Source organism: Cryobacterium sp., assembly GCF_026786305.1.
In the GTDB taxonomy this organism is placed as follows: domain Bacteria; phylum Actinomycetota; class Actinomycetes; order Actinomycetales; family Microbacteriaceae; genus Cryobacterium.
The window spans coordinates 1-13,822 of the sequence record NZ_JAJAYI010000105.1 but is presented as its reverse complement, the minus strand read 5'-3'; the positions used below and the strand labels follow the sequence as shown (position 1 = coordinate 13,822).

The 13,822-nt window shown below is 63.3% G+C and carries 12 protein-coding genes and 1 other RNA gene; 4 read left to right on the top strand and 9 right to left on the bottom strand.

Annotated features, from left to right (window positions below; all coding sequences use genetic code 11):
* Positions 1 to 168 precede the first annotated feature (168 nt).
* On the bottom strand, positions 169 to 597 hold the full coding sequence (locus LH475_RS13545; protein WP_196845517.1) for an RDD family protein: 429 nt from the start codon (positions 595 to 597) through the stop codon (positions 169 to 171).
* 144 nt (positions 598 to 741) lie between these two features.
* Between LH475_RS13545 and glnA the strand changes: the two genes are divergently transcribed.
* Positions 742 to 2,166, top strand: a complete 1,425-nt coding sequence (glnA, locus tag LH475_RS13540; protein ID WP_196845518.1) for a type I glutamate--ammonia ligase — start codon at positions 742 to 744, stop codon at positions 2,164 to 2,166.
* 121 nt (positions 2,167 to 2,287) lie between these two features.
* Here the strand turns inward: glnA and LH475_RS13535 are convergent, their stop codons facing one another.
* Both LH475_RS13535 and LH475_RS13530 read right to left on the bottom strand, forming a co-directional pair.
* Positions 2,288 to 5,383 (bottom strand): bifunctional [glutamine synthetase] adenylyltransferase/[glutamine synthetase]-adenylyl-L-tyrosine phosphorylase, encoded by a 3,096-nt coding sequence (locus LH475_RS13535; protein WP_196845519.1) that lies wholly within the window; start codon positions 5,381 to 5,383, stop codon positions 2,288 to 2,290.
* Between the two features lie 38 nt (positions 5,384 to 5,421).
* The gene (locus tag LH475_RS13530; protein ID WP_196845520.1) at positions 5,422 to 6,759 is read right to left on the bottom strand and encodes a glutamine synthetase family protein; all 1,338 of its coding nucleotides are present in this window, start codon (positions 6,757 to 6,759) and stop codon (positions 5,422 to 5,424) included.
* Between the two features lie 132 nt (positions 6,760 to 6,891).
* On the opposite strand from LH475_RS13530, the gene panB reads away from it, so the two are divergent.
* On the top strand, positions 6,892 to 7,743 hold the full coding sequence (gene panB / locus LH475_RS13525; protein ID WP_196845538.1) for a 3-methyl-2-oxobutanoate hydroxymethyltransferase: 852 nt from the start codon (positions 6,892 to 6,894) through the stop codon (positions 7,741 to 7,743).
* Between the two features lie 32 nt (positions 7,744 to 7,775).
* Here panB and LH475_RS13520 read toward each other — a convergent pair whose 3' ends face one another.
* Positions 7,776 to 7,964, bottom strand: a complete 189-nt coding sequence (locus LH475_RS13520) for an SPOR domain-containing protein (protein ID WP_196845521.1) — start codon at positions 7,962 to 7,964, stop codon at positions 7,776 to 7,778.
* Positions 7,965 to 7,976: 12 nt separating this feature from the next.
* Here LH475_RS13520 and map point away from each other — a divergent pair, with 12 nt between their 5' ends.
* Both map and ppgK read left to right on the top strand, forming a co-directional pair.
* Positions 7,977 to 8,840: a type I methionyl aminopeptidase gene (gene map / locus LH475_RS13515; RefSeq protein ID WP_196845522.1), complete on the top strand. Its 864-nt coding sequence runs from the start codon at positions 7,977 to 7,979 to the stop codon at positions 8,838 to 8,840.
* Positions 8,841 to 8,869: 29 nt separating this feature from the next.
* Positions 8,870 to 9,628 (top strand): polyphosphate--glucose phosphotransferase, encoded by a 759-nt coding sequence (ppgK, locus tag LH475_RS13510; RefSeq protein WP_196845523.1) that lies wholly within the window; start codon positions 8,870 to 8,872, stop codon positions 9,626 to 9,628.
* A 66-nt stretch (positions 9,629 to 9,694) separates the two neighbouring features.
* Here the strand turns inward: ppgK and rnpB are convergent.
* The 5 genes from rnpB to LH475_RS13485 all read right to left on the bottom strand — a co-directional run bounded on the left by rnpB (position 9,695) and on the right by LH475_RS13485 (position 13,024).
* Positions 9,695 to 10,074: RNase P RNA component class A (gene rnpB, locus LH475_RS13505), an RNA gene on the bottom strand.
* A 48-nt stretch (positions 10,075 to 10,122) separates the two neighbouring features.
* Positions 10,123 to 10,860 carry a C4-type zinc ribbon domain-containing protein gene (locus LH475_RS13500; RefSeq protein WP_196845524.1) on the bottom strand — a complete coding sequence of 246 codons (738 nt, stop codon included), beginning with the start codon at positions 10,858 to 10,860 and terminating at the stop codon, positions 10,123 to 10,125.
* Positions 10,861 to 10,920: 60 nt separating this feature from the next.
* Positions 10,921 to 11,739, bottom strand: coding sequence for a Nif3-like dinuclear metal center hexameric protein (locus LH475_RS13495; RefSeq protein WP_196845525.1), 819 nt, complete (start codon positions 11,737 to 11,739; stop codon positions 10,921 to 10,923).
* An 81-nt stretch (positions 11,740 to 11,820) separates the two neighbouring features.
* Positions 11,821 to 12,156, bottom strand: coding sequence for a hypothetical protein (locus tag LH475_RS13490; protein ID WP_297414572.1), 336 nt, complete (start codon positions 12,154 to 12,156; stop codon positions 11,821 to 11,823).
* Between the two features lie 157 nt (positions 12,157 to 12,313).
* Positions 12,314 to 13,024: a GAF and ANTAR domain-containing protein gene (locus LH475_RS13485; RefSeq protein ID WP_366145617.1), complete on the bottom strand. Its 711-nt coding sequence runs from the start codon at positions 13,022 to 13,024 to the stop codon at positions 12,314 to 12,316.
* Positions 13,025 to 13,822 lie beyond the last annotated feature (798 nt).

Below are 13,822 nucleotides of genomic sequence, written 5' to 3'. Positions count from 1 at the left end.
CCCCCCCCACCGCCCCCCCCCCCCCCCCCCCCCCCCCCCCCCCCCCCCCCCCCCCCCCCCCCCCCCCCCCCCCCCCCCCCCCCCCCCCCCCCCCCCCCCCCCCCCCCCCCCCCCCCCCCCCCCCCCCCCTTCCTTGTTCTCGCTAACGCAGTTTTCACCGACTCCGCACTACTGGCGGATGAGAGCCGTACCCGCGATTTTGTCGTGAAAACCGCGCTGGTCGGAATCCCAGACCAGAGCGGGAAGGGCAATTCCCAGGAGCACGGAGCGCACAACGGGACGCCACACGCCGACCCAGCCGCCGTGGATGGAAATGAGCCGTAGCCCGACAAGCCGGTGACCGATGCTGGCGCCAATGGTCGGAATGAACACGATCTGCAGAATGACGAAAATAATCAAGTTGGCAGCCGGGTCGTAGTTGAAGAAGATCGCCGAGACCCCGATGGCGATGGCCCAATCAATGGTGAAACCGAGCAGGCGTCGCCCGGGACGGCCAATCGAACTGGGCCCGATCCGGGGTAATCCCAGGCGCTCCCCCGGCCATTTGCTGGGCGGAAGCTGACCAAAAGTGTTCGGGCGGGAGTTGGAGTCTGGCACCCGACGAGTCTACCGACGGGGCGTCCCTGTAACATGGGCGAAACATAAGCGTCACGGACAAGTAACGCAGCGCAACTAATCTCAGTAAAGCCGATGTGTCCGATTCGGTCGTGTCCACGCCCTCGTCGTCTGGAGTTATTCCGCATGTTTCGCGATTCGTCCGAAGTGCTCAAATTCATTAAAGACAATGACGTCAAGTTTCTTGACATCCGTTTCACCGATCTCCCCGGTGTGCAGCAGCACTTCAACATTCCGGCATCCACCGTCGACGAAGAGTTCTTCACCGTTGGCCAAATGTTCGATGGTTCCTCGATCCGCGGTTTCGCGTCGATCCACGAATCCGACATGCAGCTCATCCCAGACGTTTCGACCGCGTACCTCGACCCATTCCGCACCGAGAAGACGCTCATCATGCTCTTCGACATCTACAACCCGCGCAATGGTGAGATCTACTCCAAGGACCCGCGCCAGGTGGCCAAGAAGGCCGAGAAGTACCTCGCCTCCACGGGCATCGGCGACACCGCCTTCTTCGGTTCTGAAGCGGAGTTCTATATCTTCGACGACGTGCGTTACGAAGTGAACCAGCACACGAGCTACTACTTCGTCGACTCCAGTGAGGGTGCCTGGAACTCAGGTCGCAAGGAAGACGGCGGAAACCTCGCCAACAAGACCCCGTTCAAGGGCGGCTATTTTCCGGTCAGCCCGGTCGACCAGCACGTCGACCTGCGCGACGACATCTGCCTCAAGTTGATCGAATCGGGCCTCGTGCTCGAGCGCAGCCACCACGAAGTCGGCACCGGCGGCCAGGGCGAGATCAACTACAAATTCGACACCATGGTGCACGCGGCCGATGACCTGCTGAAGTTCAAGTACATCGTCAAGAACACGGCGCACGACTGGAACAAGACCGCGACGTTCATGCCCAAGCCGCTGTTCGGCGACAACGGCTCCGGCATGCACACCCACCAGTCACTGTGGGCCGACGGTAAGCCGTTGTTCTACGACGAGGCCGGCTATGGCGGACTGTCCGACGTGGCTCGCTGGTACATCGGAGGCCTGCTCAAGCACGCCCCGGCCGTCCTCGCCTTCACTAACCCCACGGTCAACTCGTACCACCGTCTCGTTCCCGGCTTCGAAGCTCCGGTCAACCTGGTCTACTCGGCCGGCAACCGCTCGGCGTCGATCCGCATCCCGATCACCGGAACCAACCCGAAGGCCAAGCGCCTCGAGTTCCGCGCTCCCGACGCGTCCGGGAACCCGTACCTCGCCTTCGCCGCGCAGCTCATGGCCGGTCTCGACGGCATCAAGAACCGCATTGAGCCGCACGAACCCGTCGACAAGGACCTCTACGAGCTGCCGCCCGAGGAAGCCAAGAACATCCCCCAGGTTCCTGCCTCGCTCGAGGAGGCCCTGCAGGCCCTCGAAGCCGACCACGACTTTCTGCTCGCCGGAAACGTGTTCACACCCGAACTGATCGAGACCTGGATCGAGTACAAGCGCGAAAACGAGATCAAGCCGCTCGCCCAGCGTCCGCACCCGTTTGAGTTCGAGCTGTACTACGGCGTGTAGGCTCCAGCCACTGCAGCGATAGCGAATAGAGCGCCGGGACCGCATCTTCGGATGCGGTCCCTTTCTCGTTTCTGGGAGCGTGTGTGGCGTGTGACCGGCCCCCATATCGGCTCGGGTGCGATCAGCCGACGGTGGCCCCCGGACGCTCCACGGGGCCATAGAACAGCCTCTCGAACACGGCGCGGGCCCGTCGAGTCACGGCGAGGTAGTCATCCTCGAGCTGGTTGCCCGAACCGGGCGGGTATTCCATGACGCGAGCGATGCCCTCGAGGGCCGCGCGATCGGTGGGCAACACGTTCGAGGTGTGATTCGTCCAGAGCGTTATCGCCGAGCGAGCGCGGGACGCGAAGATCCATGCGCTGCGCAACACCGCCGCATCCGCTGCCGGTATCAATCCGGCGCTGACCGCCTCCGACAACGCCGACAGCGTCGACGTCGTGCGCAACGCCGGAATCGCTGCCGCGTGCTGCAACTGCAGCAGCTGGACCAGCCATTCCACGTCGCTGAGCGATCCACGCCCCAATTTGAGGTGCCGGTTCGGGTCTGCGGCCTGCGGCAGACGTTCGTTCTCGACCCGAGCCTTGATGCGGCGAACCTCACGTACGGCCTGCTCGCTGATGGCGATGGGGTACCGCACCTCGTCGGCCACGGCCTCGAAATCCCGCAGCAACGCGGCGTCGCCGGCCACACCACGACCGCGGAGGAGCGCCTGGGCTTCCCAGGTCAGCGACCAGCGGCGGTAGTACGCCCGGTACGAGTCGAGCGACCGCACCACGGGCCCATTGCTGCCCTCGGGCCGCAGCCCGATGTCCAGGTCGAGCGGCAATCGCCCGTCTTCGGTGAGCCGGTTGAGTTCGCGCACAATATACCGGGCACGGTCGTTGGCCGCTTCCCCGGTGACAGTACCAGCGCGGAACACGTACATGACGTCGGCATCGGAGCCGAAACCGAGCTCCGCGCCACCGAACCGGCCCATGCCGATCACACCGAATTCAATACCGTCGCGGTCGGCCGCGCCGCCGTCAGACCGGTCAGAACCACCCTGAACGATCAGGTCTCCCCCACGAATGGCGGCGATGACGCCCTGAATATAGGTAGCGTTGACATCGCTCAGCCCCTGCCCGAGCTGGTCGAGATCGATCTGACCGAGCAGTGAGGCGAAGGCCAGACGGAGCATCTCGCGGCGGCGGGCGGCGCGCAAAATGGTCGCGGCGGCATCCGGGCTCTCGTGCCGGCCCAGTACCGCTCTGGCTTCGTCCCGAAGAGATTTGAGCGGGCGAGGCTGCAAATCGGCCTCATCTTCAAGCCACGCTACCGCTTCAGGGATCTTCTCCAGCAGCTCGCCGATGTATCGGCTTCCGGACAACACCCGAGTGAGGCGTTCGGCGGCGCCGGAGGAATCGCGCAACATGCGCAGGAACCAGTAGGTCGAGCCGAGGTTATCGCTGAGGCGACGGAAGGCCAAAAAGCCGTAGTCAGGGTCGGCTCCCTGCGACAGCCACTGCAACAGCACGGGCAGCAGGTGCCGCTGGATGGCCGCTCGTCGAGATACTCCACCGGAGAGGGCAGCGATGTGCGCCAGAGCGCCCTTGGTGTTGAGAAATCCGATTGCCGCCAGACGTGCTTCGGCCTGTGCACTCGTCAGGTTCAGGCCATCAGCCGGGAGCGATGCCACCGCCGACAGCAGGGGGCGGTAGAACAGCCGCTCGTGCAGGCCGCGCACCCGTTGTTTGGTTTCCGACCAGCGCACGGACAGTCCGGCCGCGCTGGTGGCCAGACCTGTCGACCGGGCCAGTACCCGCAGATTCGCTTCGTCCCGCGGAACCAGGTGAGTGCGGCGGAGCTTCTGTAACTGCAGCCGATGTTCCATCAGACGCAGCATGCGGTAGTCCTGCGCGAATTCGGTGGCTTCGGCCCGGCCCACGTACCCGGCGGTGGCCAGCGCGGTCAGGGCCGGAAGGGTACCGGCCTGTCGAACGTCGGGGTCGGCCTGGCCATGCACGAGTTGGAGCAGTTGCACCGTGAACTCTATATCGCGCAATCCGCCCGGACCGAGCTTGAGTTGCACATCGACCTCGTCGTCGGGGATGTTATCGGTGACCCGCTCCCGCATCCGCTGCACGGATTCGACGAAATTCTCCCGGCTGGCGCTGCTCCAGATTTTGGGAGTGACCGCGTCCATGTAGCGGGCTCCGAGCTCACGGTCACCGGCCAGCGTGCGGGCCTTAAGCAGTGCCTGAAATTCCCAACTTTTGGCCCAGCGGTCATAGTAGGCCAGGTGTGATTCGATCGATCGCACAAGAGCTCCGCTCTTGCCTTCCGGCCGCAGGTTGGGGTCGACCTCCCAGAGTTCGGGTTCGACGGAGGACTCGTTGAGACCGCGCATGATCAGCACGGCCAGCCGGGTGGCGATTTCGACCGCACGAGAGCTCTCCAGGCCGGCCGTTTCGTCGCCGTCAGCGACGAAAATGACGTCGACGTCGCTCACGTAGTTGAGTTCACTCGCGCCGGCCTTGCCCATGCCGATAATGGCGAGGCGGGTGGCGCACACCTGTTCGGTCGGAAAGACTCCACGCCCGGCCATGTCCCCGCTGGACATGGTCCGAGCGACCGCGAGGGCGGCCTCGAGGGCTGCTGTGGCGAGGTCTGCCAAGCTGCGGGCGATGCCGTCGAGCCCGGCCACGGGGTCGTTCTGCTCGAGGTCGAACGCTGCGAGCTGGGCCAGACGGCGGCGGTAGCGCACCCGCAGGGCAACCCAAGCCGCATCATCGACGACGTGGGAGAATCCGTTGGCCGCGCCGACCGAGTCCAACAGGTCGCTCACCAGCTCGTCGACGCTGGGCAGCGCAGCCATCGGTGTCGCCAGAACCGACAATTCACTTGGATGCCGAAGAAAGAATTCGGTGAGCCCGCTCGACGCTCCGAGAACCTTCAGTAACCGCGCAGCCGTCGCGGGCGACTGGAGCAGTTCGAATAGTTCGGCCGATCCCTGTCGCAGCAGGGCGACGAGCGCGACGAGCGCGGCATCCGGGCTTGCCGTTGCAGTGAGTAGCGGCAACAGCGCGCGGGTATCGGTCAACCGGCCGGTCGAACTTGAGCCGCCGGGCGGGCTGCCCGTACCCAGCAGAGCGACCTCGTCGAGCCGAACACGCACCTCGGCGAGGTCAACGAAACCGACCCGAACAAGTTCGGTCTGGGTCAATTGCAAACGCTCCATCGCGGGTGATTCCTTCGATCATCGACACAACTGACGAGTTAGAGCATCTCCAGGTTCTTCTGCAGTTCGAACGGGGTGACCTGCGACCGGTAGTCACGCCACTCCTGCCGCTTGTTCAACAGAACATAGTTGAAGACCTGTTCGCCGAGCGTCTCCGCGACGAGTTCGGACTCCTCCATGAACTGGATGGCGTGATCGAGGCTGGCCGGCAGCTGCGTGTAGCCGAGCGCACGACGTTCGGTGTCGCTGAGGCTCCAGACGTTGTCTTCGGCCTCGGGCGGCAGCTCGTAGCCCTCTTCGATGCCCTTGAGGCCGGCGGCCAGCATGAGCGAATACGCAAGGTACGGGTTGGCGGCAGAATCAATCGCTCGGTACTCGACGCGGGCACTCTGGCCTTTGTTGGGCTTGTAGAGCGGCACGCGCACCAATGCTGAGCGGTTGTTGTGGCCCCAGCAGACGAAGCTCGGCGCTTCGTCGCCGCCCCACAGTCGCTTGTACGAGTTGACGAACTGGTTGGTCACCGCGGTGATCTCCGGGGCGTGCTTGAGCAGCCCGGCGATGAACTGGCGACCAATTTTGGACAACTGGTATTTGGCTCCGGCCTCGTAAAACGCGTTCGCGTCACCCTCGAACAGCGACATGTGGGTGTGCATACCGGATCCGGGGTGTTCCGACATGGGCTTGGGCATAAATGTCGCGTAGACCCCCTGCTCGATCGCGACTTCCTTGACTACGGTGCGGAAAGTCATGATGTTGTCGGCGGTAGTGAGCGCGTCGGCATATCGCAGGTCGATTTCGTTCTGGCCGGGACCGGCTTCGTGGTGGCTGAATTCCACGGAAATGCCGAGGTCTTCGAGCATACGCACGGAGCGGCGACGGAAATCATGGGCCGTCCCGCCGGGAACGTTGTCGAAGTAGCCGGCCGAGTCGACCGGTATAGGACCGTTCTTGCCGTACTTCGAGGACTTGAGCAGATAGAACTCCACCTCGGGGTGGGTGTAGAACGTGAAGCCGCGGTCGGCCGCTTTGGCGAGGGTGCGCTTGAGCACGTTGCGCGGGTCGGCCACGGCGGGCTGGCCGTCGGGTGTGGTGATGTCGCAGAACATGCGCGCGGTGGGATCGATTTCACCGCGCCAGGGCAGAATCTGGAAGGTGGTGGGATCGGGGTGGGCCAGGACATCCGCTTCAAAGGAACGAGTGAGGCCCTCGATCGCTGAGCCGTCGAAACCGAGGCCTTCGTTGAAGGCACCCTCGACCTCGGCGGGGGCAATAGCCACCGATTTGAGGGTACCGACGACATCGGTGAACCAGAGTCGAACGAACTTGATTCCTCGCTCCTCGATGGTCCGAAGAACGAAGTCGCGCTGCTTGTCCATTCACGCTCTTTCTGATTGCTCCAACAGGTACGTACCTGAATAACTACTGTCTAGGCTACTGGCTCCAAGCACGATTGCTTGCCTGACTACACTTGTCGCATGCCAGAATCGACAGCACCCGATCCCGCCCCGATGGTTTCTCCCGACGCTGCTACTGCGCAGCATCCGTACAGCGCCGAGGCCGGCCCCAAGCGAGTGCGCACCCGCCATTTTCACAACGCCAAGTTGCAGGGCATCCCCATTACGGGTCTGACGAGCTACGACATGCTCACCGCCCAAATTTTCGACGACGCCGGGATCGATTTTCTGCTGGTGGGCGATTCGGCCGGCAACAACGTGTTCGGGTACGAGACGACCCTCCCGGTCACCGTCGACGAGCTCATCCCGCTGACGCGTGCCGTCGTTCGCGCGGTCACGCGTGCGCTCGTCGTCGCCGATATGCCGTTCGGTTCGTATGAGAGCGGTCCGGACCAGGCCCTGGCGACAGCCGTGCGGTTCATGAAGGAAGCCCAGACGCACGCGGTGAAGCTCGAAGGCGGACGGCGCAGCCACAAGCAAATCAGACGTATCGTCTCGGCCGGAATCCCCGTGATGGGCCACGTGGGATTCACCCCACAGAGCGAACACGGTTTGGGTGGCCACATCATTCAGGGCCGGGGTGAGGCTGCCGAGGAACTCATCGCGGACGCCCTCGCCGTGCAAGACGCCGGGGCGTTCGCCGTAGTGCTGGAGATGGTGCCAGCCACGGTCGCCGCCCGCGTCACGGAACGGCTGTCGATTCCGACCATCGGGGTCGGGGCCGGGCCATCCGTTGATGGCCAGCTGCTGGTGTGGACGGATTTCGCCGGGATGACCAGCGGTCGGGTGCCCAAATTTGTGCGTCAGTACGCCGACGTACGGGCGGTGCTGATGGATGCTGTTCAGCGGTTCACTGCCGACGTCAAGTCAGGCGCCTACCCGGCTGCCGAGCACAGCTACGAGTAGAGGACCCCGTGCTGACTCAGGATGGGCCGCGGTCAGCGGGCGTCGCGGGCGTCGTCTTCCGACCACTTGGCGCTGTTCGCGCGCAGCTTTTCTAGGGCATGGGCTGCCTCGTCGCGCGTTGCGAACGGCCCCACCCGATCAAGCGACGCTGACTGCAAGCCGTGCTCCACGTCGCCGGTGCGCATGTTGTACCAGAATGCGTGTTCTTTGTCCTCGGCCATAAGCTAGATCTTATGCCTAAGGATTCAATTGGTCACCTCGTCCCTGGAACGGTGTCATCGACCCGTTCCGTTCCGTCCCACATCGTTCGCCCGGAGTACGTGGGCAAGAAGGGGCCGAACACTTTCACCGGCTCAGACGTCTATTCGGCCGAGAAGATCGAACTCATCCGTGAGTCCGGACGAATCGCCGCCCAGGCCATTGCCGCTGTCGGGCGGGCTATTGTTCCCGGCGTGACGACCGAGGAACTGGACCACATCGGTCACGACTATATGGTTGCCCACGACGCTTACCCCTCGACGCTCGGCTACCGCGGCTACCCCAAAGCGTTGTGCAGCTCGGTGAATGAGGTCATTTGCCACGGAATCCCCGACGACACGGTGCTCGAAGACGGCGACATCGTCAACATCGACATCACGGCGTTCAAGAACGGCGTGCACGGCGACACCAACGTCACGTTCATCGTCGGCGAAGGCAGCGAGGAGGTGACGCTGCTCGTCGAACGAACCAGGGAGGCGCTCGCTCGCGGCATTAAAGCCGTCGCTCCGGGTCGCGAGGTGAACGTGATTGGTCGCGCCATCGAGTCCTATGCCAAACGGTTCAACTACGGTGTCGTGCGCGACTACACGGGCCACGGCGTCGGCGAGGCCTTCCACTCCGGTCTCATCATTCCGCACTACGACGCACCGCAGTACGACACGGTCATGGAGGTCGGAATGGTGTTCACCATCGAGCCGATGCTCACCCTCGGCACCAGCGACTGGGACATCTGGAGCGACGACTGGACGGTGCTCACCCGCGACCGCAGCATGACCGCGCAGTTTGAACACACCCTCGTGGTGACCGAGCGCGGCGCCGAGATCTTGACCCTGGCCTGACAAACTTTTCGAGCAGATAGGTTCAACACATGACGGCAACGACGGCAATCGGTATCGACATCGGCGGTACGGGAATCAAGGGTGCGGTGGTTGATCTCTTGACCGGCGTGCTTCTCTCTGACCGTGTAAAGTTGCCGACGCCGCGCGGCGGGCGCCCACAGGACATCGTCGAGACCACTCGGACCCTGCTCGCAACGGTCTCGAAAGACGTCGGCGACCTGCCGGTCGGTGTCTGCTTTCCTGCAGTCGTGAAGAACGGGCACACCATGTCGGCGGCGAACGTCTCGTCGAAATGGATTGGCCTGGCCGCTGAGGCACTGTTTGAAAAAGGCCTTGATCTCCCGATTCACTTTGTCAACGACGCAGATGCGGCCGGGTATGCTGAGGCGCAATTCGGTGCAGCCATGGGCGTACCCGGCGTCGTGCTACTGACCACCCTCGGTACCGGTATCGGTTCAGCGCTCCTCAACGATGGCGTGCTGGTGCCCAACACGGAGCTGGGCCACCTGCAGATCGACGGCTACGACTACGAAACCCGCGCGGCCTACTCGGCCAAGGAACGTGACGATCTCAGCTGGGACAAGTGGGCTGCACGCCTGCAGAAGTATTACTCGACGCTGGAACTGCTCTTCTCCCCCGACCTGTTCATAGTTGGCGGAGGGGTCTCCAAGCACCACGAGAACTTTCTTCCGCTGCTCCGTTTGAAAACCCGGATCATTCCCGCCGTGCACCGCAACAATGCCGGAATCCTCGGGGCGGCGGCCCTGGCGGCTCGGTTTCCCGGCTAGACCCGCTGCAGGGCCCGCTCCCGCCAGGCCCGATTCGGCGGCACCAACCTCGCCGGACCGGCGGGGGAAACGGGCCGGCTAGTACGCCGGGTTCTGTCCAGGTGTTTGCACACCGTCGACGGCCATCTATCTCGTGACTACGTTGCCGCAGCCCTCTAGCGGTCTACCCGAAAGCTCGGCGAGCCGCCTCAACGCTTTCTGTCTGACCTTGCTCCGGACGAGGTTTACCGAGCCGACCAGGTCACCCTGGCCTCTGGTGGTCTCTTACACCACCGTTTCACCCTTACCTCCGGCTTGCGCCAGTGGCGGTCTACTTTCTGTGGCACTATCTCGCGGGTTACCCCGGGTGGGTGTTACCCACCATCCTGCTCTGTGGAGCCCGGACGTTCCTCGGCATCCGCTTGATCCGAAGTTCAAACGCATGACGCGACCGTCTTGCCGACCCATTCCGAAAATCAAGCCTACAGGGCGGGTGAACCCGCCCTGTACCCGGGCTAGATTCCGGATTCCTCCGTGCGCACCAGGACTGCGCCACAGTCGGGACAAAAGATGACCTCGTCGCCCGGCGCCTGGCGGGCGTCAGCGAGGTCACTGCCGGTCAGTGTCATCGTGCATCCGCTGCAGGTGCGGGCGCGCAACAGGGCTGCAGCATTGCCGTGGCCGGTGATGCGCAGGCGCTCATACAGCGCCGCGAGGTCATCGGAAATAGTTGCGGCCACGGTGGCACGGTCCCGGGTGAGTTCGCCGAGCTGACGGGTGAGGTCAACCAGCACCTCATCGCGCGCGGATTCGGTAACGCTCACGCGCTCGGCGATGGCATCACGTTCCTTCTCCACCACCGCGACGGCGGCTTCGTGCTCTTCCTGACGCTCCAACACAGCGATCTCGATCTCTTCGAGGTCAAACAGGCGCTTCTTGAGCGAGGCGATTTCGGAGTCCAAGGCCTGGATGTCCTTGATCGAGGAGGTGTGCTGCAGACGGTCGTTATCGCGAGCGATCCGTTTCTCGACGACCTCTACGTCGCTCTCGATGCGTCCCAATTCGGTGCGCACATCGTCGAGCTCGCCCGACCGGCCGAGCATCTTCATACGGCTGGCTTCCGCCTCACGATTGAGCGCGGCCAGCTCGGTGTGTTGCACGAGCGACTTCGACTGGTGGCTGAGCTGAAGAACTTTGATGTCGAGGGCCTGAAGCCGCAGAAGTTCCTTCTGCTGGAGTGGTGATGCCTTCACGATGTTCTGACCTAACGCTGGAAGTGAGATGTGGTGCGGAATGGAGTGACCCGGACATTATTAGTGCACAACGGCGAAGTCCCACGGGTCGGTATTCAGATCGCTCACTGTGACCGTCATCCCCGGCAGGGCTTCGCGCAGCTGTGCCGCCGCCGGTTCCAGCCAGAGCCATTCGCTGGCCCAGTGCGACACGTCCATCAGCGCTGGTCCGCCCGCACAGAGGGCCTGCTCTCGAGCTTCGGACGCCGGGTGATGGCGCAGGTCGGAGGTGATGTAGACATCCGCTGCGAGCACCTTGGGCTGGCGCAGCAACGAATCACCCGCGCCGCCGCACAGGGCGACCGTGGTGACCGGTGCGGCGTAGTCGCCAGCGACACGCACACCCGACGCCGTCGCCGGCAACAGAGCCAACAGAGTATGCGCGAGGTGACCGAGGGTTGTCGGGCGCGGGAGACGACCCACCCGGCCGATACCGGTTCCGGGCACGACACTGTCCGTGATGGGGGTCCTGTCAACCAGCCCGAGTCGGGTGGCGATGACATCGGACACCCCGTCAGCAACGACGTCTGCGTTCGTGTGGGCGGCCAGCAGGGCGCACTGGGCACGGATCAGCCGACTGAGCAGGGCGCCCTTATAACGATCTTCGGCAACGCTCGTGACACCGCGCAGCAGCAGCGGGTGATGCGTCACAAGCAGGTCGGCCCCGGCCGCGATCGCCTCGTCGACGGTGTGGGCGACAGCGTCGACAGCGAGGTGAATGCGGTGCACCGGCTGCGAAGGACCACCGCTGATCAGGCCCGGGGTGTCCCAGTCCTCGGCGCCGTCGAGGGGCCACAGGGTGTGGGCGACGCGGGTAACGTCGGCTAGCGAGAATGGCACTCGATCAGCCTACCGGGAGACCGGCGCAGGGGCCTTGCCAGACACGGTTCAACCCAATGCTCCGTGGCCGGCGGAAGGTAGTCAGTAGTCGAAGTCGTCGAACTGCGCGGCAGCCGACTCCTCCCGGGTCCAGGCGGCGGGAATCATGGCGCCCGATTGGGCTTTGCGGTGCAGAAAGTCAGTTGTTTCCGGTTCCACCAGTTCCGGCGACTGGCCCTCGGTTGTTAGGCTCATCAACTGGCTTGCGGAACCGATCAAGAATTGAGCTCGAAGAAGATGTCCGTCGCGGCCCACCACGGGAATGTCCACGACATCGACTTGGCGCCGGTTGCACAGTGCCTCGGCATAGAGCAGCACCGCGTCAGCCAAATCACTGCCCGTTATAACTGAACCGCCCGGGTGAAATATGCGTTTCATGATCGCCCCTCGAAAGCTCACGGAAAATTCACGTGCTACCAGGGTCTGGGGCGGCAAAAAGTAGTATATGCCCGGTCTACCCCAAATTGAGGAAAACTCGGCGATCTCGCATGTTGGGCCATTTCAGGGCCCGGACGACCTTCCGGAGATCGTGATGCTAAAGGGTGAGCGAGCGATTCACGATGCGTTCGGCCACGTCTGCCAGGGGAAGACCGTTGTTTCGGGCGTAGTCGCGAATCTTGTCGAAGGCATCCCTCATGTGCACGCGATGGGTGTACGCGACCACACCCTTGGCCTGTTCGATCAGCACCCGACTGCTCAGCGCGTGCTGCAGCTGCTGGCGAACAATATCGCTCTCGCGAATGGCGCGCTCCTGCAGGATGCCGATAGTCGCGACATCCGCGAGAGCCTGGACCGTTTTGGTGTCCGCCGCGCTCAATCCCCCGGTACGGTCCCAGAACAGATTGAGGGAGCCGATGGTCGTGGCACGCAGTCGAAGAGGAACGGCATGCATGGACGCGAAGCCCTGGGCGAGGGCACCCGCCCGAAATTTCGGCCATTGGTCACCGGTGCTCTCGATGTCGGGGATAGCAACGGCCTGGCCGGTTGTGAAGCTCTCCACGCAGGGACCGCTCCCGGCTCGTAGCTGGAGAATTTCGACTAGGCGGCTACGTTCGTTGGTCGACGCGACGACTTCAAGCTTGCCATCGCCGGCCGACAGGATGATACCGGCTGCCGAGGCTTCCAGGAGGGCGGCGCATTTCTCGACGAGCGTGTGTAGCAAGTCGACCACATCGTAATCGGCGACGAGAGTATCGGCCAGGGTAACGAAGGTCTCAACGAGCTGACCTTCCCGGATTGTTGTCACCAGAATTCCATCCTAAGACTTGAGCACCGACGAAAAATCCAGTCGTCGTGTCACTACATTCTCAGCCAGTTCTCGAACCGCTCGTCCGTCAATAAAGGCGTGACCGTGAACAATCAGAAGCTTGTCTGCCACGGAAGGATTGAGCTGGGCCCAAACCATTCCGGTCGCTCGGTAGACGCGCCCTGAGTATCCCTCATTATCTTCCAGATTTGCCTTTAATGTTCACGACGCCAGCGATCGGCACAGAACCTGACTCGCGGCACTCTGGGCAATTTTTCCGGCGTCCTTGAACTGGCTGAGGTGATTGCTCCCGGCCCGTTTAAAAACAACGTCACCGCCCCAATCTCGAGTGGCCCCTGCTCAGGGAAAATACGTGCATCGACCGTACGTCAACGTCTCGCGCTGCCCTGAGAAGCGCCGGCCGGGGGTGAATGTCGCACAGTCTGAAGATCATCGATGAGGACGGTTCGACGGATCGCGACTCGAGCGACCACGAATTGGTCACGCGGCACGCTGATGCTCGCCCCGGGAGCACCGCGCACCGCCGCGATGACGTGGAGCCTGCCCAAGGAAGTCCGCGCGGTCACACGCAGGCCCTCGCCGGGAAGGGCGTGACTCCGATGAGCTAACACACCTCCCGAGCATGGCCAACGCCGCCAAATCCTGGTAGGCAGATCTATTGGCCGTGACTGGGCAGTCTTCATGGCCAGTGGGCCGTTCTTGATGGCCTTGACAGCGCGAGCCGCCACGATTCCTGAATGTGTCGCAACAACTGGTCGTCCAAGTCGCTCGATTGGT